Here is a 26,422-nt window from a genome sequence, read left to right as displayed (position 1 = left end):
GAGGGGGAGACAGTGTCTTACTCGATCCAGCTCTACACGGTCCGGAAGGCCCTTGAAGGTGACCTCGCCGGAACCATCCGGCGCCTGGCCGAAATTGGCTTCACCATGGTTGAGCCTTACCGTTTCGTCGCCAAGGCGGCCGAACTGAAGCAGGCCATGGCCGAGCACAACCTCACGGCCCCGTCCGGCCACGCCCCTCTGCTCAGCGAAGACCAAGATGCCATTTTCGCCGCCGCCCGGCAGCTCGGCATCGGCACGGTGATCGATCCGCACGTCCCGGCCGAGCGCTGGAACACGCTCGAAGACATCAGGGAAACCGCGGCCCAGCTCAACGCGGCGGCAGCCAAGGGAGCCGGCTACGGCGTCCGCGTCGGGTACCACAACCACTGGTGGGAAATTGAGTCCGTGATCGACGGGAAGACCGCCCTGGAACACCTCGCCGATTATTTGGACCCGGGCGTTGTCCTTGAAGTGGACACCTACTGGGCCGCCGTCGGCGGCCAGAACCCTGCTGAACTCCTCAGCCGGCTGGGTGACCGGGTGCGGTTCATCCACATCAAAGACGGCCCCGTCACGGCGGACCCCTCCGGCCAGTTGGCCGTGGGGGACGGCAAAATGCCCATCTGGGATGTCCTTGACGCGGCACGCTCCGTCGAGGCCGCGGTGGTCGAACTCGACGACTTCCAGGGCGACATGTTCGAGGCCGTGGCGGACAGCTACAACTACCTCACCGCCGGAAAGGCCTCCGCGTGAACCACGCAGCGGGAGCCGCCTTCGTCCCCTCCGGATCGGGGCCGGTCGGCGTCGGCATCATCGGCGCTGGCGTCATCAGCAAGGAGTATCTGGATAACCTCACGAGCTTCCCGGATGTCAGGGTCGTGGCGGTCGGGGATCTCTTCGAGGCCGCCGCCGCCGCCCGCGCTGCCGAGTACGGGATTGACACCCACGGCGGAGTCGATGCTGTCCTCGGCAACCCCGATGTCGAGATCGTCATCAACCTGACCATCCCGGCCGCGCATGTCGAGGTGGCCACCCAGGCTATCAACGCCGGCAAACACGTGTGGAGCGAGAAGCCTTTCTCGCTGGACCGGGAAAGCGGCCGCGGGCTGCTCAAGGCCGCCGGTTCCGCCGGGGTCCGCCTCGGCTGTGCCCCCGACACCTTCCTCGGTGCGGGGCTCCAGACGGCACGCCGGATGATTGAACGCGGTGACATCGGCACACCGTTGACCGCACTGACCCTGATGCAGTCTCCCGGTCCGGAATCCTGGCACCCCAATCCGGCCTTCCTGTTCCAGGACGGCGCCGGACCCCTGTTCGACATTGGACCGTACTACCTCACGGCCCTCGTCCAGACCTTCGGCAGCGTCCGCCGGGTCGCGGCGTTCGGCTCCAAGTCCCGTGAAACTCGCGTTATCGGCTCCGGGCCCAAGGCCGGCCAGGCCTTCGCCGTCACCGTCCCGACTCATGTCAGCTCCATCCTGGAGTTCGCAGGCGGCGAGTCCGGACAGAGCATCTTCAGCTTCGATTCCCCGTTCCAGCGTGCCGGATTCGTGGAGATCACAGGTTCCGATGCCACCATCGCTCTGCCGGATCCCAATAATTTCGACGGCGACATCCGGATCTGCGCGCTCGGCGCGGACGGCTGGACCACCGTCCCGTCGGTCGGCTCCACCGCCAGCCGCGGCGCCGGGGTGCTCGAAATGGCCCGCGCCATCCGCGCGGGCCGGCCGCACCGGGCCCCGGGTGAGTTGGCGTTCCACATCCTCGACACCATGGCCTCCATTTCCGAGTCGATCGATACCCGCGCCTTCGTGGAGGTCGAAAGCTCCGTCGCCCAGGTTCCTGCCCTCCCCGAGGACTGGGACCCCACGGCCTCCACCCTTAGGGACCGGACGGTTCTGGGATGACACACGTGATCAGACAGGCAACAGCGGACGACGCCGGGAGGCTGGCCGCGCTAGCGGCCGTCACCTTCCCGCTCGCGTGTCCGCCCGAGTCCCGGCCGGAGGACATCGCGGCGCACCTGGCCAACACGCTCAGCGAGGCCCACTTCCGCGCCTATCTGTCCGACACTGATGTGACCGTCCTGGTGATCGACGCCGACGGTGACCTGCGCGGCTACAGCCTGCTGGTGGCCCGTCCCGCCAGCGACCCGGACGTGGCCGCGGTCCTGAGCGAACTGCCGTGCACCGAACTCAGCAAGTGCTACGTCCATCCCGACCACCACGGGCTCGGCGCCGCAGCCGAACTGATGCACGCCAGCATCGGCGCGGCCGCGGGGGACGGCGGCCGCGGGCTCTGGCTCGGCGTGAACAGCCAGAACGCCCGCGCCATCCGGTTCTACGAGAAGTCCGGCTTCCGAAGGGTCGGCACCAAATCCTTCCGGCTCGGCAGCACCGTGGAGCACGACTTCGTCATGGAACTCCCGCTCGCACGGGTCCCGTGACCAAGCCGACAGTCCGCCGGGGAATGGAGCCGGCCGCGCCGGGGTTGTGGCGAGCATGAAGATTGAGATCTGGTCCGACGTCGCGTGCCCCTGGTGCTACATCGGCAAACGCCGCTTTGAAACCGCCCTGGCGGCCTTCCCGCACCGCGAGGCTGTGGAGGTGACGTGGCGCAGCTACCAGCTGGACCCGTCGCTGCCGGACCACTATGACGGCACCGAACTGGACTACCTGAGCACCCGCAAGGGCCTGGCGCCGGCCCAGGTCGCCGGAATGTTCGCGCACGTGGCGGAGCAGGCCCGGGGCGAGGGCCTCAACTACCGTTTCGACGACGTCGTGGTCGCCAACAGCTTCACGGCGCACCGGCTGATCCACCTCGCCGCCGCGCACGGGCAGCAGGACGCCGCCAAGGAACGCCTGCTCAGCGACCACTTCGAGCGGGGCCTGGACATCGGCAGCCGTGACTACCTGACCTCGCTGGGGCTGGATCTGGGGATCGGCGCCGCCGAGGTGGAGGAACTGTTCACCACCGACAAGTACGCCGACGACGTCCGGCTGGACTTCGAGGAGGGCCGCGCCCTGGGCGTCACCGGCGTTCCGTTCTTCGTGATCGACCGGAAGTTCGGGCTCTCCGGCGCCCAGCCCGCCGAGACCTTCACCGCAGCCTTGGAGCAGGCGTGGCAGGACAGCCGCCCGCTGGAAATGGTCGGCGCCGCCGGCGGCGCGGACGCCCGCGGAACCGCGGACGCCTGCGGCCCGGAGGGCTGCGACACCTAGGACCGGATTCCGGCGCCGGGTCGCTGCCGGCAATAAGCGCCGGTTTACTGACAGATCGCGCTAAAGTGTCCGTATGCCCAGGATTTCGGCCGCGAGCAACGCCGCCCAACGAGCCGAGACCCAGCACCGCATCCTGACTGCTTTCGGCGAGCTCCTCTTCACGCACGGGCTACCGGGGCTGACCATGACCGACGTCGCACGCCACGCCCGGATCGGCCGCACCGCCGTGTACAACTACTACGCGGACATCGAAGAGCTCCTGATCGCCTATGCGCTGGATGAGACCGAGCGGTTCCTGGTCGACCTGCGCGAATCCCTCGCGGCGCTGGAGAACCCGGTGGACCGCCTGGCCCTGTACGTCCGCGCCCAGGTCGAGGACCTCAGCCGGCGGCACCTGCCGCCCGGCCCCGCGATGGGGGCCGTGCTCTCCCCGGCGTCGTTCGCGAAGCTGGCGGACCACGTCGGGGAACTCAGCGTGCTCCTGCAGGGCATCCTCCGGGACGGCATCGCCCAGGGCTACCTGCCCGAGTCCGACATCACCCAGCTCGCGCAGCTCATCCACGGCACGCTGTCCTCCAGCGCCGCCCGGGGTGACGGCGCCGGCCAAGACGCCGAGGCGGAGGCCCGGGTTGCCCGGACTGTGCGGTTCGTCCAGCTCGGCGCCGGGGCCCGGTTCGACGACGACGGTCGGCCTCTCCGCGTAGCGACCTAAACGTCCGGGCCCGGCTCCCCGCGCTACCCCGCCGGCGGCGGCGTGGGCGTCACGGGCGACCCGGATTCGTCGGCGATCCGCCGGTCCTCGCGCGGGCAGCTGAGCTGGCCCGGCGTCTGGTCGACGAGGTCCGGGTTCGCCAGTTGCTGGAAGTCTCCGGTGAGGATGACGTCCACGCTCGGGTCCGTCCGGCCGTCCTGGAAGTAGTCCGAGCCCGGCAGGTTCCGCTGCACGGTGAACGCCGCGGACTGGCCCGCGGCGCCGGAAACGACCAGCGCTATCCCGCGGTAGCTCGAGGTCGTGTTGGAAACGGCACCGACGATGAACTTGCGGGCCGCGAACTCGTCGGCCACGGAGCGGGCCAGGCCCGGGCGGGAGGTCGAGTTGAAGACATTGAGGTTGATCGTCTCCGGGGGCGTGTAGTCGAAGCGCGCTTCCGGGCAGACGGACGCGGCGGCCTGGCTGCGCTCCGCCGTCGGGATCTTGATCTGGCCGTTCATGATCGCCAGCGCAACGATGATGGCGGCGGCCACCAGCCCGACGAGCAGCACCAGGACGACCCCGTGCAGGATGCGTCGTCGCATCCTGACGGGGTTGTCGTTCAGCTCCTCGTCCTCCACGAAGGTGGCCCGCAGATCCGAGCCGGTTATGACCTGGTGTCCGTGCAGGACGGTGACGTCCTTCGGCTTTCTAGCCATTTATCACCAGCACACGCGCGTGGATCGCTGTGCGCTGATGCAGCGCGGTCCGAACGGCGCGGTGCAGGCCGTCCTCCAGGTACAGGACGCCGCGGTATTCCACCACGTGCGGGAACAGATCGCCGAAGAACGTCGAGTCCTCGGCCAGCAGCGCCTCGAGATCGAGCGTGCGCTTGGTGGTCACCAGCTCATCCAGCCGGACCGGCCGCGGCGGCAGCGTTGCCCAGTCCTTGGGCGTGCTGTAACCATGGTCGGGGTACGGGCGTCCCTCGCCCACGGCTTTGAATATCACCCTGCAAGACTAAGGAACTTGGACGGCCAAAGGAATCCACGACTCCCGGTGCCGGGAGGTTGTAGCCAAACAGTAACCATTTGTCATACCGCGCGGCTCGTGCTGTCACAGTCAACACCGTGACGGCGGTACGGTCCACAAGACATGCAAAGATGCCCGGCTGCTGGGAGAATGGGGCCATGACAATTCCCGAGACCTCAGCTTCCCTCTCGCCGTCGGCTCCCCCGCTGGCACTGTTGCTCGACGTCGACGGTCCCGTGGCGAGCCCCGTCACCCGTGCGGTGCAGCCGGTGATCATCGCGGACCTGCTGGCGCTGGCCGCGGCGGGGATCCCGGTCGTCTTCAACACCGGCCGATCGGCGGCCTTCATCCGCGAACAGGTGATGGAACCGATGATCACCGCCGGAATGCCGGCCGGCACCCTCATCCACGCCGTGTGCGAGAAGGGCGCCGTCTGGTTCAGCTACACCGCCGCGGGACCCGGCCCGGTCCACGTCGATCATGATCTGGCCATCCCGCGGAGCTTTGGCGACGACGTCCGGCGTCTGGTGGCCGAGGACTACGCCGGCCACATGTTCTTCGACGAGACCAAGCTGGCCATGGTCTCCGTGGAGCAGCACATCGCCGTCGAGAACTCCGACTACCGCGCCGAGCAGCAGCTGTTCGATGCCGATGCCATGGAGCTGATGGGCCGGCACGGCCTCGGTGTGGTGCGGCTGGACCACCACGCCCCGGATTCCGATGACCGGATCGACTACCGGGTGGATCCGACCATCATCTCCACGGACATCGAGTCGGTCCGGCTCGGCAAGGACCTCGGCGCGAGCCGGGCCGTGGAGCTGCTGGCGGCGCAGGGTGTCACCCCGCAGGCCTGGCGTACGGTGGGCGATTCCCGCACCGACTACGCCATGGCCGACTGGCTGCACCACAACGACCACCCGGTGAAACACGTCGACGTCCGGCCCGCCGACGGCATCCCGGTGAAACCGTACGAGGTACTCACCGCGGCGGATCTCGGGCTTGGCGAGGACGTCATCCACGACGACGCCGGGGCGGCTTTCCTGCGCAGCTGGCGCCAGGCACTGCTGGGCTGAACCGGCGGACTGCAGCAACCCCCGGGCCGAGGGTTCCGGGGGGCGGACAGGGGCCTCTTGCGGCCCATACTGGCGGCGTTCCAGCCGCGGAAATTCGGGTCGATTTTGGGGCGGACGTTATTATGCAAGTAGGGACACATTCACGCAAACAATCACGGAGAATCGAAATTACAGACGCATTGGTCCAGGACGAGATCTACTACGGCAGCCAGGCATCGGTAGACGCCCACGACGAGGTCACCTCCGCGGCTGCCGTCGCGAGATTCCGGGCGCGCCAGGACGTTGTGCGCCGCCGGGGCCGGTACGGACTGATCAACGAGAACCGCACGCCGTACCAGGCCATGGTCGAGGACCTGATGTTCATCCGCTCGGTGCTGGACGGCGCCGGGCTGGACTACCTTCTGGTCCGCGGCAACAACGACCGGCCCGTCATCGCCGTGGACTCGAAGGACCGCAAGGAACTCCGCGACGCGCTCGTGGAGGCCTGCCACGATGAGCCCTTCTACTCGATGAGCGTCGACGCCAAGAAGAAGTCCTCGGTGCTGGTCGCCGACGGCGAGCTCTCCCCCAACCGGCAGTCGCGGATCTTCCGGCTGTACCGTCCCCGGGTCGAACCGGAAGGCGGCTTCGAGTTCGGGGCCTCGGCCGGCGTGCAGCTGGAACTGTGGAGTTTCGAAGGCGACGAGCTGATCCTCCCGATCGAGAACTCGCTGACCCGCCGGACGATGCTGGCCCAGGACGCCGTCCGCGGCACGGTGGAGCGGTACGGCCACACCTGGCCGACCATCGAGAACATGTTCGCGGACCACGCTAGCGATATCAGCTTCGACATCGACCTCGTGTTTTCCTGGGTGGACGGCAGCTCCCCGGAGTACATTGCGGCGCGCCGCGCACGGATGGCCGGCGTCGTCGTCGGCGAAGGCGACGACCACGAGGCCCGCTTCCGCCAGATCGACGAACTCAAGTACGCGCTGCGCTCGGTTTACATGTTCGCGCCCTGGATCCGCCGCATCTTCATCGCCACGGACTCCCCCGCGCCCTCCTGGCTGGCGGACCACCCGAGTGTCACGATCGTCCGCAGCGAGGAGTTCTTCGCGGACCCCTCCGTGCTGCCGACCCACAACTCGCAGGCGGTGGAGTGCCAGCTGCACCACATCGAAGGCCTGTCCGAGCACTTCCTGTACTCAAATGACGACATGTTCTTCGGCCGCGCCGTCGGACCTGACATGTTCTTCACCCCGGGCGGCATCACGAAGTTCATCGAGGCGGAAACCCGGATCGGGCTCGGGGACAACGACACGGAGCGCAGCGGGTTCGAGAACGCGGCCCGGGTGAACCGAAAGCTGCTCTGGGACCGGTTCGGCCGGATCACCACCCGGCACCTGGAGCACACGGCCGCGCCGCTGCGGCGCAGCGTCGTCGCCCAGATGGAGCAGGAGTTTCCGGCGGAATTCGCCAAGACGGCGGCCAGCACGTTCCGCGCGGCGGACAACATCTCGGTGACCAATTCGTTCTACCACTACTACGCGCTGCTCACCGGCCGCGCCGTCACCCAGACGGCTGCCAAGGTGCGCTACGTGGACACCACCGCACGGGCCGGACTCAACTACCTGCCCAAGCTGCTCGCCAAGCGGAACATGGACTTCTTCTGCCTCAACGACGGCAGCTTCCCGGAGGTCCCGGCCGAGGAACGGGCCGAACTCGTGACGGACTTCCTGGAGAAGTACTACCCCATCAAGGCTCCCTGGGAGAAGTAGGGGTTAGTTGCTGGCGGTCAGCCTGCGGTGGCCGGGCGTCCGGGCCGGGTCTTCGAGCTTCGCCTTGGCCGGGATGCGGATCCCTGCCGCGGCGATCCGCCGCTGGGCTTCCGCGGCCGAGACGAGTTCGCCGACTGCCGGGGTGTCGCCGAGCAGGACCACGGAGTGCACGATCGTGTGCTCGTAGACGTGGACCAAGTTGAAGGCCTGGCCGCCGTCGCGTCCGCGGGTTCCGCCGACCGAAACGTTAAGGTCCTGCGTGTAGCAGGTGGCCGACGCCACGGAGACCGGGATCCCCGCGAAGGTTGCCGTCGTCGAATAGTGCAGGTGGCCGCCCAGAATCGAACGGACGTCGGAGTTCCGCAGAACCCCGGCCAGAGCCGTCTGGTTCCGAAGCTCCACCAGGACGGCGAGGTCCAGGACCGAGGGAACCGGCGGATGGTGCAGGGCCAGGATGGTTCCGTCCGGGGCGGGAGTGGCGAGTTCGGCCGCCAGCCACTCCAGCTGGTCCGGGCTCAGCTCTCCGTGGTGGAAACCGGGGACGGACGTGTCGAGGGTGATGATCCGCAGCCCGTTGATGTAGTACGTGTGGTCCACGGGGGCGTCGTCGGCCGGCAGGTCCAGCAGGCCGGTGCGGAAGTGGGCCCGGTTGTCGTGGTTGCCCATCGCCCAGATGACTTTCGCGCCCATGGCCTTGCAGGCAGGCTCCACGATGGCCCGCAATTTGGCGTAGGCCTCGGGTTCTCCCCGGTCGGCGAGGTCGCCGGTGAAAATCACGGCTTCGGGGCGGGCGCCGGAGGCCCGGACTTCGTCAAAGAGCTGCTGGAGCAGGGCGTCGCTGTCAACCACACCGTGCAATGGTGCCGAACCTCCCAGCAGGTGGGGGTCACTCAGATGGAGTAAGAAATGACGTGGCCGGGGGTGCTCGGCCTCGATGAGCTCCATTGCTACCTTCCTGGTTGGGTGGAAGCGGTTGCCTCCAGCGTCCCTCTCAGTAATATCTATCCAACCAGACATTCGGCCAACAATGTGCAAACTCCAGTAGGCATGTTCGAAAAGAGGCAATAACCGAGTAATCCGGCGGACACATACCTGCCCTGGTCAGGGCCGGCCGTGCCCGCCGGAATATCACTACCCGGATTCCGTGCGGTTAGCTCAGGTATCCGTTCGGATTCAGCACGTACTTGGTGGCAGCGCCGGCGTCGAACTCCGCGTAGCCCTTCGGTGCGTCCTCCAGCGAGATTGCCTTCGCGTTGACGTTCTTGGCGATGTGGACCTTGTCGTGCAGGATCGCCATCATCAGCTGACGGTTGTACTTCATCACCGGACACTGGCCGGTGGTGAAGCTCAGCGACTTGGCCCAGCCGGTGCCGAGACTGAGCGAGAGAGCGCCCTTCTTGGCGGCCTCGTCGATACCGCCCGGGTCCCCGGTGACGTAGAGTCCCGGAATACCCAGCGCACCGCCGGCGGCCGTGATATCCATCAGCGAGTTGAGCACCGTTGCCGGAGCTTCCTTGGCGTCGTGGCCGTGGCCCCGGGCTTCGAAACCGACGGCGTCGACACCGCAGTCGACTTCGGGCACCCCGAGGATCTGTTCAATCTGTTCCGCGGGCCCGCCCTCGGTCAGATCAATGGTCTCGCAGCCGAAGCTGCGAGCCCGGGCCAGGCGGTCGGCGTTCAGGTCTCCGACAATCACGACGGCGGCACCGAGCAGATGCGCGCTGGTGGCCGCGGCCAGTCCGACCGGACCGGCGCCCGCGATGTAGACCGTGGAGCCCACGCCCACACCGGCGCTGACGGCGCCATGGAAGCCCGTCGGGAAGATATCTGACAGCATCGCCAGGTCCATCATCTTCTCGAGGGCCTGGTCCCTGTCCGGGAACTTCAGCAGGTTCCAGTCTGCGTACGGCACCAGAACATAGTTGGCCTGGCCGCCGACCCAGCCTCCCATGTCAACGTAGCCGTAGGCGGCACCCGGGCGAGCGGGGTTGACGTTGAGGCAGATGCCCGTCTTCCGCTCCTTGCAGTTGCGGCAGCGGCCGCAGGCGATGTTGAAGGGGACCGAGCAGATGTCCCCCACCTTGATGAATTCCACGTCCGGTCCGACTTCCACGACTTCGCCAGTGATTTCGTGGCCCAGCACCAGGTCCGCCGGGGCTGTGGTGCGGCCTCGAACCATGTGCTGGTCGGAGCCGCAAATGTTGGTGGCAACGGTTTTGAGGATTACGCCGTGGCGCACCGAACGGCCCACGTTGGCGGGGTTGACCCCCGGGCCGTCTTTGAGCTCGAAGCTGGGGTAGTCAATGTCGATCAGTTCGACCTTGCCCGGCCCCTTGTAGGCAACGGCTTTGTTCCCTGTCATCGCTTTCCTCCTGGTTTCACGGACCCCGATATGAGTGTCCAGTTGTGATTCACGAAGCGTGCTGATGCACCGTCCCCGGGCCCGTGGCAGCGGTACAGCCAGCTCACACACGCGTGTCTGCGCCGTGCGTGTGCCCGGTTGGTTTGGACGGTCCGGCCAGTCTAGGGCCGTAAGCATACTTAGGGATAGGGGCCGTTGTCCCCTTGTGCTCTGGGAGCCGGCTCTCAGCTAACGGCTGACTGGACCGCTTCAATAATTTCCGGCGAGTCCGGCTCCACGGTGGGGGCGAAACGGGCCACCACCTCGCCGTCCCGGTTCACCAGGAACTTCTCAAAGTTCCATTTCACCAGTCCCGGCAGAAAGCTGTTCTTGAATTTGGTGAGCTCTGCGTAGAGCGGATGCTGGTTCTTGCCGCGGACGTCGGCCTTGGTGGTGAGCGGGAAGGTCACACCGAAATTCCGCTCGCAGAAGTCGGCGATCTCGGCGTCGGCGGCGGGTTCCTGGCCCGCGAACTGGTTGCAGGGCACACCGAGGACCTGGAAGCCCTGCCCGGCGAACTTGTTGTGCAGCGCCTCCAGGCCGGCATATTGCGGCGTGAAACCGCACTGTGAAGCAACGTTCACTACCAGCACCACCTCCCCCTTGAAGCGGCCAAAATCGGTGTCCGTGCCGTCGATGAGGGTGAGCGGAATGCTGTGCAGAGCGGTCATGGGAAGGTTCCTCGCGAAGTCGGTCATGAAGTTCGTGTCCGGAGCGGTGTTCCGGAATTTGGTCACGACAGTCATTCGATACCAACGCGCGGAGGTATGGGTTTGTGCCGTCTACGGGCCTGGGGTCAGTGACAGGTCCGTGGTCGCCGACGGTTCAGCGGTCACGGTGGGCGCGGGCGGCGCCGGCTCTTCGATGGGCGCCGGGGGCGGGGGCGGCGGCGGTGCGGGCTCCACGACCGGCGGAGGCGGAGGTGGAGGTGCCGGCTCCGAGGTGGGCACCGGCGCCGGAGGCGGAGGCGGCGGCGGTGCCGGTTCCGACGTGGGCGGCGGCGGCGGGGGCGGTGCGGGCTCCTCGATGGGCGCCGGGGGCGGAGGCGGCGGTGCCGGCTCCGAGGTGGGCTCCGGCGTCGGCGTCGGCGTTTCTGTCGGTGGCGGGGGCGGCGGCGGAGCCGGCTCCGAGGTGGGCTCCGGCGTCGGCGTCGGCGTCGGCGTTTCTGTCGGTGGCGGGGGCTCGGTGCTCGGCTCCGAGGGAGCCGGCGGGGCGGTGCCCGGCTCCGAGGGAGGCGGGGTGTCACTCGGCGTCACTGTGCCCGCCGTCGTCGTGGTTCCGCCTGGCGGCTGGCTGGGTTCGGGTGTTGGCGTGTCCGACCGCGTCTTCGTCGGCGACAGCGCGTCCCAGATGGACGGAGTGGGCTCGGGGGCGGGGGACGAGGAGTACGGCACTCCCGGCAGCGCCGCGGCGGGCACTTCCTCGGCGCCGCCAGCAACTACGTGAGTCCCGTCTTCGGACACCGGGATCGCCCAGCCAAGGGAAGTATTGGAGGGCTTGCCGGCGTCGGGCGCGTAGCTGGCCATCTCGAGGGCGCTCAACGGGTCCGTCTGCACAATCGGAAGAAGGATCCAGTCGTGCGGGTTCTTGTGCGAGCCGTTCAGGATGGTCTCAAAATGCAGGTGGCATCCGGTGGAGGATCCGGTCGTTCCCACCCGGGCAATGACCTCGCCGACCCGCACCGAGTCGCCCTTCTTGACGGCAATCCCCTCAAGATGGTTATACGTAGTGATGAGCCCGTTGCCGTGGTCGATTTCCACGCGGTTTCCGCCGCCCCACGGGTGCCAGCCGACAGCCCGCACCACGCCGGAGTCGGCCGAGTAGACTCGGGTGCCGCACGCCGCGGCAAAGTCCTGGCCCCAGTGAAATTCCCCGGATGACCCCGTGATGGGGCTGGTGCGCAGCCCGAACGACGAGGACTCCCGCAGGGATTCGAGTGGGGCCATGAGAAAGCCTTCGGCGGGCCGTTTCAGTCCGGCGGACGCCACATTGAGTTCCCCGGGGACGCCATCCTTGGAAGTCGTCTCCACCGTTGACCGGGTATAGGCCACGAGCGCCAAGGCATCCGCAGTGAAGGCCGCCGACGTCGGGGCGTCAGCGGCCGGAGAGGTGCGGGCCCCGGCCGTGCCCGGAGTGTCCGGATTCAGCGTGCCGGGTCCCACGACGCCATAGGCCTGGGAGGGGGACGGCACAACTGCCGCGCCGCTGCCCGAGAGTCCTTGGACGCCGAACGTCAGGACCGCCAGGGAGAGGCAGAAGCCGCCGGATAGACAGCGCGCAGCAATGATTCGCGCTCTGACTGCCTGCTCACTCGATGAGTTTCCCCAGTGTTTTCCCACGATGTGACTCCCGCATCCTGTTCGCCAGTCCCCAATTTTGCGGACTCACGCTCTTATGGGACCACAATCGCGGGGGCGTGGGAACCGTATCAACTACCCCTTTCCAACTACAGGTGGTGGACCAGTAGTACTCAGAATCGGGGCAGGTACTGGGCTCCGCCGCGGTGGGTGAGAATGGAGTATGCGCAACCTCCTCAGGGAATGGCAGGCAGAACTCAAGCAGACGTTCACCGGGACCCGGGACGCCGTCCCGGACTGGGTCCCGCGCTTGGCGGAAGGCGACGATCCTGGCTACCACTTGCCAGGATCTGCGGTCTGGGCCGTCCACGGGGACATGCCGACGATCGTGGCGGGAATCCGCGCCCTGCTCATGCAGGCGCTCCATCCCGGGGCGCTGGCCGGCGTCCACGACCACTCCCGCTTCCGAGAGGACCCCCTGGGCCGGCTTGCCGGGACGATCCGCTGGATCTTTACGGTTTCCTACGGTTCAACCGCCGCGGCCCGGGCAGCCTCCGACTGGGTGTTGCGGCTCCACGGGCCGGTGCGCGGGGATTACGTGGACGGCCATGGCGTCTCCCGGAGCTACGCGGCGAACGATCCTGAGCTGCTCCGCTGGGTGCACATTGCCTTCACCGACGCTTTCCTGTCTGCGCACAAGATCTGGGGCAGGCCAATTCCCGGCGGCCCCGACGCCTACGTGCGGGAGTGGGCGCAGGCCGGCCAGCTCATGGGAGTGGAGTCACCGCCACTCAGCGAGGCGGAAATGCGCCGGCAGCTGGATCGGTGGCACGACGCCGGCGAGCTCCGTTCCGACGAGAGGGTCGCGGAGACGGTGGCGTTCATCCGCAATCCGCCGCTCCATCCGGTGCTCAGGCCTGGCTACCGGGTGCTGTTCGCGGCAGCCGTGGCCAGTCTGGAGCCCAAATACCGCGACCTGCTGGGCCTGCGGACCGCACGGCTGGGCCCCATCCCGCTGCCGGTGCGGCTGGCCACAAAGGTGACGCTCGGCGTCGTCCATCTTGCCCTGGGTCGGGTGGGGCCCAGCGAGCAGGCCGCCCGGGCCCGCCTGCTGAGACTGGGCCTGTCCTGAGAACAGGTTTAAGCGCGGGACTCTTCCGGACGCAAAAAGGCCCCGGTCCAAGGGACCGGGGCCAACCGCGGAGAATGGGGGATTTGAACCCCCGAGGGCGTTAACCCAACACGCGTTCCAGGCGTGCGCCATAGGCCGCTAGGCGAATTCTCCAGTAGCTTCTGAATCAAAAGCAGATACTAGAATACCTGAACTTCCCGGCATCGCCCAATTGACCCCTCGGGCCCCGCCCACGGGACATGCCCCGCGTCCCGCGCCGCCACTGGACAGAGGCCCAGCATGCGCACTCGGAGCCGCGAAAAATGAGCATGTCCACCCGCGCACTACCCCGCCCACGGGACATGCCCCGCGTTGCGCGCCGCCACTGGACAGAAGCCCAGCATGCGCACTCGGAGCCGCGAAAAATGGGCATGTCCCGCGGGATTTTCAGGGTGCGAAGTGCACGATTCGGGGCACACTCAAACGTCGGGTAAACTTGCTGACGGCCCCTCATGTGGCGTCATCCTGTTGAACTCCCCCAGGACCGGAAGGTAGCAAGGGTAAATGGGCTCTGGCGGGTGCATGAGGGGTCTTTTATGTCTGTGCCGATTGGTAGGGTTTATCTGTGACTGTTACAACCGCCCTTTACCGCAGATACCGTCCCGATTCGTTCGCGGACGTTATCGGGCAGGAACACGTCACCGAGCCGCTGATGACGGCTCTGCGCAAGAATCGCGTCAACCACGCTTACCTCTTCTCGGGCCCCCGCGGCTGCGGAAAAACCACCTCCGCGCGCATCCTGGCCCGCTGCCTGAACTGCGCCGAGGGCCCCACGGACACACCCTGCGGCAAGTGCCCCAGCTGCGTTGAACTCGCCCGCGGCGGCTCCGGATCCCTCGACGTCATTGAAATTGACGCCGCCAGCCACGGCGGTGTCGACGACGCCCGTGACCTGCGCGAACGGGCCACGTACGCCCCCGTCCGCGACCGCTACAAGATCTTCATCATCGACGAGGCCCACATGGTCACGTCCGCCGGCTTCAACGCCCTGCTCAAGATCGTCGAAGAGCCGCCGGAACACATCAAGTTCATCTTCGCCACCACGGAGCCGGACAAGGTCATCGGCACCATCCGCTCCCGCACGCACCACTACCCGTTCCGGCTCGTGCCGCCGGAACCGCTCATGGCGTACCTCGAACTGCTCTGCACGCAGGAGAACGTCGCCGTGGCCCCCGGCGTGCTCTCGCTCGTCATCCGCGCCGGCGGCGGCTCGGTGCGGGACTCGCTCTCCGTCCTGGACCAGCTCATGGCGGGCGCCGGACCCAACGGCCTGGACTACGAACTCGCCGTCGCGCTGCTCGGCTACACCCACGCGTCCCTGCTCGACGACGTCGTCGAGGCCGTCGCAGCCTCCGACGCCGCCACGGTGTTCCGGGCGGTGGACCGCGTGATCCAGACCGGGCATGACCCGCGACGTTTTGTGGAGGACCTGCTCGAGCGCTTCCGCGACCTCATCATCGTCCAGGCCATGCCGGAGAGCGCCCAGTCGATCCTCCGCGGCATGCCCGCGGACCAGATCGCGCGTTTGCAGAACCAGGCCCACAACCTGGGCGCGGCCGAGCTGTCGCGCGCGGCGGACGTCACCAACACCGCGCTCACCGAAATGACCGGCGCCACGTCGCCGCGGCTCCACCTGGAGCTGCTCTGCGCCCGCATCCTGCTGCCGTCCTCCGAGCAGACCGAGCGCGGCATTGCCGCCCGGATCGACAGGGTGGAACGCCGCCTGAATTACGCCGGCAACGACGTCGGGGCTCCCGCCGCGCCGCACGCCGCGTCCGCTGTCCCGGTCACAGCCGCGCCCGCCGTAGCTGCCCCGGCCTCGGCCCCGCTGGCTCCTGTTCCTGCGGCTGCAGCTCCGGCCGCCGCGGTCCCCGCAGCACCGGCAGCCTCCGCACCTGCCGTCGCACCCGGGCGCGACGGCGAACCGGCCAGGGAAACACTCACCCCGCCGCGCGTCAGCACCGGCGACTGGCCTGTCGACGAGTCCGCCGCGGTCAACCGTGCGGAGCCCGGGCGGGCCCCGGCACCCCCGACGTCCGAGCCGCTGCAGCCGGCGGCTGAGGCACCCCCAGCCCCGTCCAGCCCGGCTCCGGCCGCTCCTTCCCCAGCAGCTGTCCAGAGTCAGCCGGCCCAGCCGTTCCTTCACCCGCACCTGCCAGGAACCAGCCGGCCCCAGCGGCTCCCTCAGCCCCGCGCGCCGCGGCCACCGGCTCCGGGCCCGACGTCGAAGTGCTCCGCCGCGCCTGGCCGGAGATCCTGCAGACGCTGACCAAGATCAAGCGGAGCACCTGGGCCTTGGTCGAGCCCAATGCCCAGGTGGGCCACTTCGAAGACCATGTCCTGACGCTCGCCTTCACCACTTCGGGGCTGGCCGGCGCGTTCGGCCGGGCGGATCACTCCGAGAACCTGCGGCAGGCGATCCACAAGACCATCGGCATCGAATGCCAGATCAATGCCGTGGCCAGCGGAAGCAACAGCGCAGCGAGCTCTGAGCCAAACCCAAAAGCACCCGTTAGCCGGGACGTCCCGGCCTCGTCCACCGACGCGGACTGGGGCCTGACCCCGGCCGCCGCCCCGGCTCCTTCCGGGCCAGCTGCAGTGACACCTGCACCTGGTCCCGTCACACCGGCGGCTGCGGCCCAGACACCTGTCACACCGGCGGCTGCGGCCCAGACACCTGTCACACCGGGCGCTCCGGTCCAGACACCCGTCGCCGCATCCATCTCCCCTTCCCCGGCGCCGACGCACGTTCCGGCGGCTGCCCCCGAGGAATCCCCGTCTGCTGTGCCGGCGGCCTCGGCCGCAGGTGAATTCCCGATCGCCTCCCCGGAGGCCGCCGGATCCTACGCCTACCCCGACGATGACTGGGGCCCGCCCCGGGACGAGGACGCTCCGCCGCTGGACGAGGAACCGCCCATGGACTGGGACCCCGCGGCCCCATTCGAGGCGCGGGCCGTCCAGCCGGCCCCCGCCCCGCCGTCCGCCGCGCCCGCCCGCAAGAGGGCCGCTTCGCCGGCGCGTTCCCGCACTGCTGCCGCGACGCCTCCAGCCGGCACTCCGGCACCGCAGGCTCCGGACACTGCCAACGACCCGTGGGCCCGCGCCGTCGAGCAGGCCCCCGGAATCTGGACGATCGGCTCGGACTCCAACGTCGGAAGCTACGCGCCCGGGAAGCCCGTCGCGTCCGAGCCGGAGCCGGAGCCGGAACCGGAACCGCCGCACTACGAACCTGCGGCGGCCCAGGTCCCGCACTACGCCGCAGCAGTGTCGGCTACCGCCGCGTATGAGCCGGTCGCCTCATCGTCCAACGGGTGGGGGGATTCCGCGGAGCTGGTGTCGGTGGGCGCCCCGTCCCTTCCGGCCTCCACCAACGCCGCGCCGATGGCTGTGCCCGCGTCCTCGGCAACCGCCGCCCCGGTGGCCGCACCCGCTCCACCAACCGCGTCACCGGCCGCGTCGCCGGCTGCGGCCTCCGCATCCGTGGCGGCGCCGCCTTCGACGGGCCGGCAAAGCCTCTATCAACGGCTGTCCAACAGCCCGGAAGCCGAAGCCGGCCGCGCGAAAGCCCCGGCCCGGGCCGCGGCCGCCACGACCACCTATGTCCAGGACATCCCCAGCGCGGATGACGAAACGATCGAGGAATCGGGCGTCTTCGGACGGGCCGCCGTCGAGCGCATTCTGGGCGGAAAACTTGTTGAAGAGCGGTCCTTGGACGGAAGCCCGCTGCCGCCGCGCTTCTAGCCGCACCGCCGGGTCCACCACCCGTCACCACCCCAAACGAACGAGGACACAGTGTACGAAGGCGCAGTTCAAGAGCTGATCGACGAGCTCGGACGCCTTCCCGGAGTCGGGCCCAAGTCCGCCCAGCGGCTGGCCTTCCACATCCTCGAGGCCGACCCGCAGGACATGAAGCGGCTCGTCGACGCCATCACCAGCGTCAAGGAACGCGTCAAATTCTGCACCGTCTGCGGCAACGTCACGGAACAGGAGCTGTGCAACATCTGCCGCGACCCCCGCCGGGACCCCTCGATCATCTGCGTGGTTGAGGAATCCAAGGACGTCCTCGCCGTCGAGCGCACCCGCTCCTTCCGGGGCCGGTACCACGTGCTCGGCGGGGCGATTAACCCCATTGCCGGCATCGGCCCCGAGCAGCTCCGGATCCGGGAACTCCTCACCCGGCTCAACGACGGCGCCATCCAGGAAATCATCATCGCCACCGACCCCAACCTGGAGGGCGAGGCCACCGCGACCTACCTGGCGCGGATGCTCAAATCGATTGGCATCGCCGTGACCCGGCTGGCCTCGGGCCTGCCCGTGGGCGGTGACCTCGAATACGCCGACGAGGTCACTCTCGGCCGCGCCTTCGAGGGCCGGCGCAACGCCCTGAGCTAGCGGCTCCGCCAAGCGCCTGGCCAAGCGCCCGGCAGCTGCCGCCGTCGCCCTCCCGCCCCGGCGTGGACATGCCCAGCCTCCGCGCCCACGGATGGACATAGGGCCAGTATGCCCATCCCCCGGCCACACCGGGGGGCATGTCCGCGACGGGCCGGAGCACATGCCCACCCCTGGACCGCGGCGGAGCGCATGTCCCGCGGAACGGATGCGGGGCTGTCTGGCATACGGTCACAATTCAGCATCCAAGGGGTCCCGGCGATAAACTGGGGTGAGAAGTAACGCCGTCGCGCCGTTTGGTTGCTTGGCCCAGACCCGATAATCCAGTGAGGGTGCGCGCATGAGTTTGCCCACTACCGAAGTCCACCCCGGACCGCAGCCGCAGGATCTGCCCGCTGCTGCCGCCACGACGAAGCACCTTGTGGTGAAGAAGTTCGGCGGTTCCTCCGTGGCGGACGCCGAGGGCATCAAGCGCGTGGCCCGCCGGATCGTGGATGCCCAGAACGCCGGCGACGAAGTGGTCGTGGTGGTCTCCGCCATGGGCGACACCACCGATGAGCTGCTCGATCTCGCGGCCCAGGTCACCGACTCCGCCCCGGCCCGTGAAATGGACATGCTCCTTTCCGCCGGCGAACGCATTTCGATGGCACTCCTCGCCATGGCCATCAACAAGTTCGGCGCGTCGGCCCAGTCCTTCACCGGCTCCCAGGCCGGCATGATCACCGACGGCATCCACGGCAAGGCCCGGATCATCGACGTCGACCCGCACCGCATCCGCACCGCCCTGGACAAGGGCCACATCGCGATTGTCGCGGGCTTCCAGGGCATGAGCCGCACCACGAACGAAATCACCACGCTGGGCCGCGGCGGCTCGGACACGACGGCGGTGGCGCTGGCCGCCGCCCTGGACGCGGACGTGTGCGAGATCTTCACCGACGTCGACGGGATCTACACCGCCGACCCGCGCGTCGTGCCCTCGGCCCGCAAGATCGACCGGATCTCCAGCGAGGAAATGCTGGAACTGGCGGCGTCCGGCGCCAAGATCCTGCACCTGCGCTGCGTCGAGTACGCCCGCCGTTTCGGCGTCCCGCTGCATGTCCGTTCCTCATTCAGCCAGAACGAAGGCACCTGGGTCATGCCCAGCGCCGACGACAAAATCACAACCCAAGAGGGAGTTGCCTTGGAGCAGCCAATCATCTCCGGTGTTGCACATGACCGTTCCGAAGCCAAGGTCACGGTCGTCGGGGTTCCCGATATCCCGGGCAAGGCTGCGGCGATCTTCCAGGTCATCGCCGATGCGCACTCGAACATCGACATGATCGTCCAGAACGTTTCCACCCACGGCACGGGCCGGACCGACATCTCCTTCACGCTGCCGATCGTCGAGGGCGCCGATGCCCTGGCCGCCCTGCACGCCGCGCAGGACCGGATCGGTTTCGAGAGCATCGAGTACAACGAGAAGATCGGCAAGCTGTCGCTGATCGGCGCCGGCATGCGATCCCACCCGGGCGTCTCGGCACGGTTCTTCGCGGCGCTGTCCGAGGCCGGGATCAACATCAACATGATCTCCACCTCGGAAATCCGGATTTCCGTCGTCACGCACGCGGACCTGCTCGACGACGCCGTGCGCGTGATCCACAAGGCCTTCGACCTGGACAGCGATGATGAGGCGACGGTGCATGGCGGTACCGGCCGCTGAGCCACCCGCGGGGGTTAGCCCCAGGAATTAACCGACGAAGGGAGCGGCATCTGCCGCTCCCTTCGTTGTGCCCTGCGCGGGGCGCTGCTCAGACTTCCTCTTTCGGGAGGTCTTCCTTTCGGACAGCGTAGTGATGTCCGAATGCGTCGGTCTCCACTTCAAAACCGGCGAGCTCCGCCTCGGAAGCCGTTTCGAACTCGTCATGCTTGTGAACGACCGGTGCGGAGTAATCCCCCCGTGAGGCAGGGCCGAAAAGGAAGCGAGCCCATGAAGACGGGTGCAGGTGCTGCCTCAGGGCAGCCTTCTTCAGTGGAAGTGCCACAATTCCCACCCCCTCTCCCCTGTCCGGCCACGGGGAACGGCCGTGGCGAAGTGCTGGTGCCAGTGACCTTATTTTACGCCCGACGCCGGGGAAAGGCATGGGTGCCGGCCGAAACCCCGCGGGAACCAGCCCGGAAAGCACGGCCGCAGGTGCAGCGCGGCAGCGGCTTCGGCTTTACCGCAGCGACTTGTCCTCGGGGTTGCGCGGCACGACATAGGTGCTGCCGTCGGGGCGGTGCAGGGTCTCCCACTGCTGGGTTTCGGCTTCGCGCCGGGCCAGCAACTCACGGTTCTGCTCGGTCATCTCGTGTCCCAGGGAGCTGCGGTTGGCGGGTCCGAAAATCATCCGGAGTTTACCCATGGCGTGCATGAACCTCTGCGAGGCGTTTTCGGCTTTTTCCTTGGCCATGACTATCCACTCCTAAGAACGAGACGTTCCTGTCAGTGTACGCTAATGATTAGTGCACTAACTATTCAAGGAGGGCCCACGTGGCGGATGTGACCGACGGAACCCAGGACGACCTCCTGCTGGAGCACCAGCTTTGCTTCGCGCTCACGGTGGCCTCCCGCAGCGTCGTCGGCGCCTACAAGCCGGTGCTGGACAGGCTCGGACTCACCCACCCCCAGTATCTGGTGATGCTGTGCCTCTGGGAGTCCAGCCCCCGCTCCGTGCGCGACATCAGCGAGGCCCTCGCCCAGGAGCCGGCAACGATTTCGCCCCTTCTGCGCCGCCTGGAAGCGGCCGGCCTCATCACGCGCCAGCGGGTGCCCGGCGACGAACGAACCCTGGCCGTGGGACTGACCCCGCAAGGAGCTGCGCTGCGGCAGCAGGCCACCGCCGTGCCCGGCACCATGATGGACCGGCTGGGCCTGACCCGTGAGCAGGTCGGCCAGCTGCACGCCTCCATGATGGATCTGATTGCGGCCACGAAGGCTGGTCCCAACGGCCCGCCCCGGCGGTAGACTGGGCAAAACACAGGAGGACAGCTGATGCGCAAGCAACTGAGCCACGCGGCGCTCGTTCTGATGGCGGTAGCAGGACTGGCCGCCTGCACGCCGGGCGGCGGAACCCCGTCGCCGTCGGCCACGTCCCCCGGCCCGACGGAGACAAGCCCCTCCGCGACGGACACCCCCTCGCCCGACACTGAAACGACGACGCCGGCGCCCTCGCCGTCTGCCGTCCCCGTGACCTCCGGTCCCGGGGAGGGCAATGCCGAACTCGCGATCATGGTCAAGCCGTCCGAGACGGGCACACCCGCGAACTTCACCCTGGTCTGCCAGGGCGGGGTCCCGGCCGCCGAGAGCCAGCATCCCGACGCTGCCGCGGCCTGCCTGGCCGTAAAGAACAACGCGGCGCTGCTCAGTCCCGCGCCCCGGCCAACGGACCAGGCCTGCACCATGCAGTACGGCGGCCCGCAGGAGGCCACGGTCACGGGCGTGGTGGACGGCCAGCCGGTCGAAGCGACGTTCACGCTGCGCGACGGCTGCGAGATCGCGGCCTGGAATGCCGCCAAGGACGTCCTTGGCTCCACCGGCGGGGCTGTCTAAGCTGCACTGCCTCCCCCAGGAAGCCTGGCTGCAGCGCCAGGCCGCCCATCAGGCGCGAGTCCGGCGCTATGCGGATCCCTACCTCGCCCGGCGGTCCGCCGGCAGGAAGCACCCCGTCGAGGACTTCCTCTTCACCTACTACACCCAGAAGCCGGGCCAGCTGCTGCGCTGGCACCCGGGCGCCGGCGTCGTGCTCACCGGCCCCGCCGCGGCGGAGCGCACCGGCTGGAAGTACTACCGCACGCCCGACGACGGCGAACTCGCCGCCGCCGGCCTGCCGCCGGGCAGCGCGGCCATTACGGTCGACGTCGAGGCGTTCGTCCGGGACCGGCGGGACGCACTGCAGTTCGCCGGGATCATCCTGGCCGGGACGGCGGCGCGGCCGGCGCAGTTCGGCTGCTTCGGGCTGCACGAGTGGGCGATGGTCTACCGGCAGGACAAATTCGAGCTCCGGCACGAGTACCTCCAGCTGCGGCTCGGCTCCGGACGGACCGACGAGGTGGTGGAGGAGAACCGGATCCGCTGCTCGCACTTCGATGCCTTCCGCTTCTACACGCCGGACGCCGTGCCGCTGAACAGCCTGGCGCCGAGCCGGGAGAACCAGCGGAGCATGGAACAGCCGGGGTGCCTGCACGCCAACATGGACCTGTACAAATGGGCCTACAAACTCGCGCCGCTGCTGCCCAGCGAGCTGGTGATGGACTGCTTCGAGCTGTCCTGGCGGATCAGGGCCATGGACATGCAGGCGTCACCCTATGACTTGAAGGAATGGGGCTATCCCGCCATCCTGATCGAAACGGCCGAAGGGAAGGCCGAGTACGTTGAGCACCAGCGGGCCTTCTCCGACGAATCGCAGGAGCTGCGGCGCAGGCTGCTGCGGGAGCTCTCGCCCCTGCTGCAGTCGGCGGGTTCCGGCCCCGGCCCTGCCCCTGAACGCACGGAAGGACAGCAATGACCGCCACCCACGAGATCGACCTCACCGTCCGCCTGACCGAGGCACCCGGCGCCCCGGAGCACGTCTTCCGGCTGGAGGCCAGCGGCGGCATCCTCGCCGAGGGCTGCACCCTGCCGGATTCCGCAGCCGCCCTCGCGGCAGTCACGCAGCACGGGGAGGACATCTTCTTCCCCAAGCCTGGCCCGCCGAAGCTGTGCACCCAGCAGTACGGCGGCCCGCAGGTCGCCGTGGTGACCGGCTGGTTCCTGGGCCGGGAAGTCAGCAGCGAGTTCAGCCGCACCGACGGCTGCGAGATCGCCCGCTGGCGCACCATGGCGCCGCTGCTGGGCGGAGTCGCGGGCTCCACCGGCGCGATCTGAACCGCCCCCGCTGAACGCCGGTGCTGGCCTCACCGGAAGTCTGAATGGCAGATTAAAGGCCAGTGGCCGGCGGTGGAAACCGCCGGCCACTGGCCTTTGCTGTCAGGGTTGGACTCCGCCTAGATGGCGTTGTTCGGGCGGTCCAGCTCCGGGTTCAGGAACTTGGAGAGCCCGGCTGAGCCGTCCGATGTCGGCGCGACCGCAGCCTCGCCGGCACCGTTCACCAGGACGCTGACGAACGTCGGCTCGCTGGTACCGGCAAAGGTGACGCGTCCGATGTAGGAGCCCGGCTTCAGGCCGGTCCAGTTCAGCGTGACCTTGCCGGCCTCGCCGTTGGGCAGCACCAGCGGGTTCGGCGTGAGCGTCGCGTTCTTCTCATTGGCGCCGAGGACAGCCGCGTCCACCGACGCCTTGCGGGCCTTGTTATCCGGGCTGGAGTACAGGTTCGCGTAGATCGTGTACGAGCCGGCAGCCGGGTTCGGGATGGACAGCGACTCGCTGGCCGAAGCCGTGGCGACCTGCTCGACACCCCGGGGGGTGACGACCCACATGTCGAAGTCCGAGGCCTCGTCAGAGGAGATGACCGAGAACTTGGCCAGCGGGACACCGGCAGGGACCTGCACCGTCTTGACGAACGTTGAGGCATCAGCGCGGCCGGTAAACGCACCCGGGATCAGCTCCACTGCGGAGGAATCCGCTTTGGAGAGTCCATCCAGCGTCATCGAGATCGGCTTGTCGGTGCCGGAGACAACGTTGATGTCACCGGAGCCGGTGCCGGCCTCCGAGGTGAAGGAGACTTCCTTGGCAGCCAGGACGGACTGCGGACGGACGGCGATGGGCGAGGTGACGGTCTTGCCCGCACCCTCCCAGCTCAGGGAGCCCATGGCGAACTGGGCCAGGGCGGCTCCCTTGTTTTCGAAGCTCACCTTGAAGGTCTTCTTCTCGCCGGCGGCCTTGAAGTTCAGGGAGGCCGGAGCCACGCTGACCTTGATGCCCGGCACGTTCGCCTTGACCTTGTAGACGCCCGGGGTCAGGGCAGTCAGCGTGCGGGTCACGGTGATCTTTCCGGTCAGGCTTCCCAGTGAGAAGGACGGAACGTTCATGTCCCGCGGAAGGGTGCTGGACGCCAGGCCGAGGTTGACGCCCGTGCCCTGGATGAACTTCAGGTAGTCCCCGAGGTTAGCGTCGTAGACCAGACCCGGATCGACCATACGTGCCGGGTCCACCTGGCCCGCGCCGGTGGCGTGGACGTCGGTGTTCTTGGAGCCGTCAGCGTTGACCACGTTGCCTGCCGTGGTCATCATGGCGGACTTGACCGTGGCCGGGGACCAGTTCGGGTTCTTGCCCAGGAGCAGGGCGCCGAAACCGGCAACGTGCGGTGCGGCCATGGAGGTGCCGGACAGGAAGCCGAAGTCGTCGCCACCCGTACCGATCGGCGAGACGCCGGCCAGGACGGCGACGCCGGGGGCGGCGACGTCAGGCTTGAGCAGGTCGGAGTCGGTGGCCAGCAGCGGGCCGCGGGAGGAGAATCCGGCGATCTGCGGCTGAGCTTCCAGCGCCAGCCCGGTGGTGTCCTTGGCTACGAGTGAAACGGTGATGGCCGGGTTGGCGGTGACCTTGGCCTTGATGGCCTCGGTGGCCGGCGGGTTCACGTGGACGGTCGGGACGGCGTGCTTGTCCGTGTCCAGCGAGGAGCTGCTGAGGTTCACCAGGATCATCCCGACGCCGCCGCCGCGGGCGACCTCGGCGCTCTTGGCGACACGGTCGACAACGCCACGGTCGCAGACGACGACCTTGCCGGCGACCTTCTCAGGGTCCAGGGTGCCGGGACCGCACAGTGCGGGGGACGTCGGCGGGGACGCTGCGGCCGCGTTGGCGGCCAGCACAACGCCGGCGTCCTTGACCTCTTTGTTCATGATGCTGGCGCCGCGGAACTTGGCGCCGTCGGCGAATTCGACCGTGCCCTGGAGCTCCTGGGAGAAGCTGCTGGCGGCAACCGTGGTGACCCAGGGGCCGCCGTGGTTGACGGTGCTGGCGGTCGGTCCGGAGTTTCCGGCCGACGCGGCGACGAAGATGCCCGCGGTGGAGGCGTTCAGGAAGGCGACCGAGACGGGGTCGATCACGGACGTCGCGGAGCCGGAGATGGAGTAGTTCAGCACATCCACCCCGTCCTCCATGGCCTGCTCGACGGCGGCCACGGACGCGGAGCTGTAGCAGCCGCCGGTGTTCGGGTCGGTGTCTTCCCAGCAGACCTTGTACACGGCGAGCTTCGCGGCGGGCGCGATGCCGCTGGTCAAGCCGAAGCTGCGGCCGTCGACGAACGTCTCGACATTGGCGTTGCCCACCGCGGTGCTGCCGGTGTGGGTGCCGTGGCTGTCGACGTCGACCGGGGACAGCAGCTCCTGCGGAGCCCGGTTGGCCGGGGGCACGTTCGCCTCGAAGTCCTCCGAGTAGTAGTGGGCGCTGAGGACCTTGGAGTTGCAGGCAGAACCGTCGAAGTCCTCGCCCGCCTGGCACTCACCGGTGAAGATTTCTCCGTCGGACTTGAGCATCGCGATCTTGCCGTCCGCCGTCTTGTACGGCACACCAACGACGGGACTGCCGACGAGGGGCTTGACCTCTTCGCCGGCGAAGAAGGCGCTGCCCGGGGTGTAGCCGGTGTCGATGACGCCGACGACGACGCCCTTGCCGGCACCGTCCTGGCCGCCGAACTTCGTGTTCCACGTGCCGTTTTCGCCGCTGAGCTTCAGGAAATCGGTGCTGGAGTAATCCGGGGCGTTTTCCGTGTCGGGGGAAACCAGCAGGACGCTGGGATCCTTGGCCAGCTGGAGGGCCTGGTCCGTGGTGAGCGTGGCGCTGAAGCCGTTGACCGCTGCGGAGAACTGGCGCTTGACCTGCACACCCTGCTGCCCGGCGATCTCGGCCTGCTTCTTCTCCAGATGGGCCCGGTACTGCTTGACCTCGGCCTTCCCGGCGTCGAGTTTTTTGCCTGTCGCCGGCTTGGTGGCGGCAAAACCAGGCGTGCCGCCTTCGTAGCTCGCTGCCGGCTTCTCAGCCAGCTGCACGATGTAGCGCCCGTCCGGGTAGCTGCTGGGATCCAGATTCTTCTGCGCAACCTGAGCAACGGTGGATCCCGGTGCCGCGGTGGCGGGCGCGATCGCGACTGTTGACAAGAGAATCGGCAAGCCCAGGGTCAGTGCCATGGCCCTCCGGAGTCCCCCGCTTCGAAGGAAGCTCTTTCCTGGTGATTTCACGTGTGGTTGAACCTTTCATAAGGAACGGTCCCGACGGTGGTGCCGGGTCAACGGACTGGCCGGACAGAAAGAGCTGAGACTCTCACGGGCCCGACGGATACCAGCCGATTCATACAGTACAGACTGAGAGCCAGATATGACATAGCCCACAAAGGGTAAATCAAAATTTGTCAATCAAATCGACAAGACCCGGCGGGCCGGCCGCGCCGGAGGGGCGCGGGCGGCCCTGCCGGGTCGGCCGATCGGTGAGGTCT

The 26,422-nt window shown here is 67.9% G+C and carries 25 protein-coding genes, 1 tRNA gene, 1 other RNA gene and 1 pseudogene; 18 read left to right on the top strand and 10 right to left on the bottom strand.

Features of this window, described 5'->3' with window-relative positions; all coding sequences use genetic code 11:
* Nucleotides 1-12: 12 nt before the first annotated feature.
* The 5 genes from AC06G6_RS02675 to AC06G6_RS02655 all read left to right on the top strand — a co-directional run bounded on the left by AC06G6_RS02675 (nt 13) and on the right by AC06G6_RS02655 (nt 3,933).
* A complete protein-coding gene (locus tag AC06G6_RS02675) occupies nt 13-753 on the top strand; it encodes a sugar phosphate isomerase/epimerase family protein (RefSeq protein WP_479826097.1) in 741 nt (246 codons plus the stop codon).
* Nucleotides 750-1,907 (top strand): Gfo/Idh/MocA family protein, encoded by a 1,158-nt coding sequence (locus tag AC06G6_RS02670; RefSeq protein ID WP_479826095.1) that lies wholly within the window; start codon nt 750-752, stop codon nt 1,905-1,907. The genes AC06G6_RS02675 and AC06G6_RS02670 overlap by 4 nt, the downstream gene beginning before the upstream one ends.
* Nucleotides 1,904-2,446, top strand: a complete 543-nt coding sequence (locus AC06G6_RS02665) for an N-acetyltransferase family protein (protein ID WP_479826093.1) — start codon at nt 1,904-1,906, stop codon at nt 2,444-2,446. Before AC06G6_RS02670 ends, AC06G6_RS02665 begins: the two co-directional genes overlap by 4 nt.
* A 55-nt stretch (nt 2,447-2,501) precedes the next feature.
* A complete protein-coding gene (locus AC06G6_RS02660; RefSeq protein WP_479826091.1) occupies nt 2,502-3,221 on the top strand; it encodes a DsbA family oxidoreductase in 720 nt (239 codons plus the stop codon).
* A 73-nt stretch (nt 3,222-3,294) separates the two neighbouring features.
* On the top strand, nt 3,295-3,933 hold the full coding sequence (locus AC06G6_RS02655; RefSeq protein ID WP_479826089.1) for a TetR/AcrR family transcriptional regulator: 639 nt from the start codon (nt 3,295-3,297) through the stop codon (nt 3,931-3,933).
* Nucleotides 3,934-3,956: 23 nt separating this feature from the next.
* Here AC06G6_RS02655 and AC06G6_RS02650 read toward each other — a convergent pair whose 3' ends face one another.
* Both AC06G6_RS02650 and AC06G6_RS02645 read right to left on the bottom strand, forming a co-directional pair.
* Nucleotides 3,957-4,631, bottom strand: coding sequence for a LytR C-terminal domain-containing protein (locus AC06G6_RS02650; RefSeq protein ID WP_479826087.1), 675 nt, complete (start codon nt 4,629-4,631; stop codon nt 3,957-3,959).
* Nucleotides 4,624-4,923: a type II toxin-antitoxin system VapB family antitoxin gene (locus tag AC06G6_RS02645; protein WP_282378093.1), complete on the bottom strand. Its 300-nt coding sequence runs from the start codon at nt 4,921-4,923 to the stop codon at nt 4,624-4,626. The genes AC06G6_RS02650 and AC06G6_RS02645 overlap by 8 nt, the downstream gene beginning before the upstream one ends.
* Nucleotides 4,924-5,102: 179 nt before the next feature.
* Here AC06G6_RS02645 and AC06G6_RS02640 point away from each other — a divergent pair, with 179 nt between their 5' ends.
* Both AC06G6_RS02640 and AC06G6_RS02635 read left to right on the top strand, forming a co-directional pair.
* A complete protein-coding gene (locus tag AC06G6_RS02640; RefSeq protein WP_479826084.1) occupies nt 5,103-6,017 on the top strand; it encodes a hypothetical protein in 915 nt (304 codons plus the stop codon).
* Between the two features lie 122 nt (nt 6,018-6,139).
* A complete protein-coding gene (locus tag AC06G6_RS02635) occupies nt 6,140-7,774 on the top strand; it encodes a stealth family protein (RefSeq protein WP_479826082.1) in 1,635 nt (544 codons plus the stop codon).
* A 3-nt stretch (nt 7,775-7,777) separates the two neighbouring features.
* Here the strand turns inward: AC06G6_RS02635 and AC06G6_RS02630 are convergent, their stop codons facing one another.
* From AC06G6_RS02630 to AC06G6_RS02620, 3 genes are all read right to left on the bottom strand, one after another.
* Nucleotides 7,778-8,719, bottom strand: a complete 942-nt coding sequence (locus AC06G6_RS02630) for a phosphodiesterase (protein ID WP_479826080.1) — start codon at nt 8,717-8,719, stop codon at nt 7,778-7,780.
* A 205-nt stretch (nt 8,720-8,924) separates the two neighbouring features.
* Nucleotides 8,925-10,136, bottom strand: coding sequence for a formaldehyde dehydrogenase, glutathione-independent (fdhA, locus tag AC06G6_RS02625; RefSeq protein WP_479826078.1), 1,212 nt, complete (start codon nt 10,134-10,136; stop codon nt 8,925-8,927).
* Between the two features lie 224 nt (nt 10,137-10,360).
* Nucleotides 10,361-10,846, bottom strand: coding sequence for a glutathione peroxidase (locus AC06G6_RS02620; RefSeq protein ID WP_479826076.1), 486 nt, complete (start codon nt 10,844-10,846; stop codon nt 10,361-10,363).
* Between the two features lie 139 nt (nt 10,847-10,985).
* Between AC06G6_RS02620 and AC06G6_RS02615 the strand changes: the two genes are divergently transcribed.
* Nucleotides 10,986-11,621, top strand: a complete 636-nt coding sequence (locus AC06G6_RS02615; RefSeq protein WP_479828839.1) for a hypothetical protein — start codon at nt 10,986-10,988, stop codon at nt 11,619-11,621.
* A 194-nt stretch (nt 11,622-11,815) separates the two neighbouring features.
* Here the strand turns inward: AC06G6_RS02615 and AC06G6_RS02610 are convergent.
* Nucleotides 11,816-12,121, bottom strand: a pseudogene (locus tag AC06G6_RS02610) (M23 family metallopeptidase); the annotation flags it as partial.
* A 574-nt stretch (nt 12,122-12,695) separates the two neighbouring features.
* On the opposite strand from AC06G6_RS02610, the gene AC06G6_RS02605 reads away from it, so the two are divergent.
* Complete coding sequence (locus tag AC06G6_RS02605; protein ID WP_479826074.1) at nt 12,696-13,604, top strand: oxygenase MpaB family protein; 909 nt, start codon at nt 12,696-12,698, stop codon at nt 13,602-13,604.
* Nucleotides 13,605-13,672: 68 nt separating this feature from the next.
* Here AC06G6_RS02605 and AC06G6_RS02600 read toward each other — a convergent pair.
* Nucleotides 13,673-13,757 (bottom strand) — tRNA-Ser (locus AC06G6_RS02600).
* A gap of 327 nt (nt 13,758-14,084) precedes the next feature.
* On the opposite strand from AC06G6_RS02600, the gene ffs reads away from it, so the two are divergent.
* The 5 genes from ffs (at nt 14,085) to AC06G6_RS02575 (ending at nt 19,731) form a co-directional block, all read left to right on the top strand.
* Nucleotides 14,085-14,181, top strand: an RNA gene (gene ffs / locus AC06G6_RS02595) — signal recognition particle sRNA small type.
* Between the two features lie 27 nt (nt 14,182-14,208).
* Nucleotides 14,209-15,912, top strand: coding sequence for a DNA polymerase III subunit gamma and tau (locus AC06G6_RS02590; protein WP_479826071.1), 1,704 nt, complete (start codon nt 14,209-14,211; stop codon nt 15,910-15,912).
* Nucleotides 15,873-17,384 carry a hypothetical protein gene (locus AC06G6_RS02585; protein ID WP_479826069.1) on the top strand — a complete coding sequence of 504 codons (1,512 nt, stop codon included), beginning with the start codon at nt 15,873-15,875 and terminating at the stop codon, nt 17,382-17,384. The genes AC06G6_RS02590 and AC06G6_RS02585 overlap by 40 nt, the downstream gene beginning before the upstream one ends.
* 51 nt (nt 17,385-17,435) lie before the next feature.
* Nucleotides 17,436-18,035 carry a recombination mediator RecR gene (gene recR, locus AC06G6_RS02580; protein ID WP_307461921.1) on the top strand — a complete coding sequence of 200 codons (600 nt, stop codon included), beginning with the start codon at nt 17,436-17,438 and terminating at the stop codon, nt 18,033-18,035.
* A gap of 337 nt (nt 18,036-18,372) precedes the next feature.
* Nucleotides 18,373-19,731: an aspartate kinase gene (locus tag AC06G6_RS02575; RefSeq protein WP_479826065.1), complete on the top strand. Its 1,359-nt coding sequence runs from the start codon at nt 18,373-18,375 to the stop codon at nt 19,729-19,731.
* Nucleotides 19,732-19,819: 88 nt separating this feature from the next.
* Here AC06G6_RS02575 and AC06G6_RS02570 read toward each other — a convergent pair whose 3' ends face one another.
* Nucleotides 19,820-20,026, bottom strand: coding sequence for a hypothetical protein (locus AC06G6_RS02570; RefSeq protein ID WP_479828831.1), 207 nt, complete (start codon nt 20,024-20,026; stop codon nt 19,820-19,822).
* A 201-nt stretch (nt 20,027-20,227) separates the two neighbouring features.
* Complete coding sequence (locus AC06G6_RS02565; protein WP_479826061.1) at nt 20,228-20,461, bottom strand: hypothetical protein; 234 nt, start codon at nt 20,459-20,461, stop codon at nt 20,228-20,230.
* Nucleotides 20,462-20,541: 80 nt separating this feature from the next.
* Between AC06G6_RS02565 and AC06G6_RS02560 the strand changes: the two genes are divergently transcribed.
* The 4 genes from AC06G6_RS02560 to AC06G6_RS02545 are packed head-to-tail and all read left to right on the top strand — an operon-like array spanning nt 20,542 to nt 22,914.
* Nucleotides 20,542-21,015: a MarR family winged helix-turn-helix transcriptional regulator gene (locus AC06G6_RS02560; RefSeq protein ID WP_479826059.1), complete on the top strand. Its 474-nt coding sequence runs from the start codon at nt 20,542-20,544 to the stop codon at nt 21,013-21,015.
* Nucleotides 21,016-21,042: 27 nt separating this feature from the next.
* On the top strand, nt 21,043-21,600 hold the full coding sequence (locus tag AC06G6_RS02555) for an SSI family serine proteinase inhibitor (RefSeq protein WP_479826057.1): 558 nt from the start codon (nt 21,043-21,045) through the stop codon (nt 21,598-21,600).
* Nucleotides 21,557-22,555, top strand: coding sequence for a 3-methyladenine DNA glycosylase (locus AC06G6_RS02550; protein WP_479826055.1), 999 nt, complete (start codon nt 21,557-21,559; stop codon nt 22,553-22,555). The genes AC06G6_RS02555 and AC06G6_RS02550 overlap by 44 nt, the downstream gene beginning before the upstream one ends.
* Complete coding sequence (locus tag AC06G6_RS02545; protein WP_479826053.1) at nt 22,552-22,914, top strand: serine protease inhibitor; 363 nt, start codon at nt 22,552-22,554, stop codon at nt 22,912-22,914. Before AC06G6_RS02550 ends, AC06G6_RS02545 begins: the two co-directional genes overlap by 4 nt.
* A gap of 119 nt (nt 22,915-23,033) precedes the next feature.
* On the opposite strand, the gene AC06G6_RS02540 is transcribed toward AC06G6_RS02545, so the two are convergent.
* The gene (locus tag AC06G6_RS02540; RefSeq protein ID WP_479826051.1) at nt 23,034-26,117 is read right to left on the bottom strand and encodes a S8 family serine peptidase; all 3,084 of its coding nucleotides are present in this window, start codon (nt 26,115-26,117) and stop codon (nt 23,034-23,036) included.
* Nucleotides 26,118-26,422: the final 305 nt, after the last annotated feature.

The organism is Arthrobacter sp. CJL-S3 (assembly GCF_056711635.1).
The sequence above is the reverse complement of the archived record's forward strand: the minus strand, read 5'-3'. Positions and strand labels throughout refer to the sequence as shown.

Excerpts from the sequence above, each read along its gene's own strand:
- AC06G6_RS02620 (WP_479826076.1), bottom strand. The coding sequence starts at position 10,846 with ATGACCGCTCTGCACAGCATTCCGCTCACCCTCATCGACGGCACGGAC.
- fdhA (WP_479826078.1), bottom strand. The coding sequence starts at position 10,136 with ATGACAGGGAACAAAGCCGTTGCCTACAAGGGGCCGGGCAAGGTCGAA.
- AC06G6_RS02660 (WP_479826091.1), top strand. The coding sequence starts at position 2,502 with ATGAAGATTGAGATCTGGTCCGACGTCGCGTGCCCCTGGTGCTACATC.
- AC06G6_RS02650 (WP_479826087.1), bottom strand. The coding sequence starts at position 4,631 with ATGGCTAGAAAGCCGAAGGACGTCACCGTCCTGCACGGACACCAGGTC.
- AC06G6_RS02540 (WP_479826051.1), bottom strand. The coding sequence starts at position 26,117 with ATGGCACTGACCCTGGGCTTGCCGATTCTCTTGTCAACAGTCGCGATC.
- AC06G6_RS02635 (WP_479826082.1), top strand. The coding sequence starts at position 6,140 with ATGCAAGTAGGGACACATTCACGCAAACAATCACGGAGAATCGAAATT.
- AC06G6_RS02565 (WP_479826061.1), bottom strand. The coding sequence starts at position 20,461 with ATGGCCAAGGAAAAAGCCGAAAACGCCTCGCAGAGGTTCATGCACGCC.
- AC06G6_RS02575 (WP_479826065.1), top strand. The coding sequence starts at position 18,373 with ATGAGTTTGCCCACTACCGAAGTCCACCCCGGACCGCAGCCGCAGGAT.
- AC06G6_RS02655 (WP_479826089.1), top strand. The coding sequence starts at position 3,295 with ATGCCCAGGATTTCGGCCGCGAGCAACGCCGCCCAACGAGCCGAGACC.
- AC06G6_RS02555 (WP_479826057.1), top strand. The coding sequence starts at position 21,043 with ATGCGCAAGCAACTGAGCCACGCGGCGCTCGTTCTGATGGCGGTAGCA.
- AC06G6_RS02605 (WP_479826074.1), top strand. The coding sequence starts at position 12,696 with ATGCGCAACCTCCTCAGGGAATGGCAGGCAGAACTCAAGCAGACGTTC.
- AC06G6_RS02665 (WP_479826093.1), top strand. The coding sequence starts at position 1,904 with ATGACACACGTGATCAGACAGGCAACAGCGGACGACGCCGGGAGGCTG.
- AC06G6_RS02630 (WP_479826080.1), bottom strand. The coding sequence starts at position 8,719 with ATGGAGCTCATCGAGGCCGAGCACCCCCGGCCACGTCATTTCTTACTC.
- AC06G6_RS02545 (WP_479826053.1), top strand. The coding sequence starts at position 22,552 with ATGACCGCCACCCACGAGATCGACCTCACCGTCCGCCTGACCGAGGCA.
- AC06G6_RS02640 (WP_479826084.1), top strand. The coding sequence starts at position 5,103 with ATGACAATTCCCGAGACCTCAGCTTCCCTCTCGCCGTCGGCTCCCCCG.
- AC06G6_RS02550 (WP_479826055.1), top strand. The coding sequence starts at position 21,557 with ATGCCGCCAAGGACGTCCTTGGCTCCACCGGCGGGGCTGTCTAAGCTG.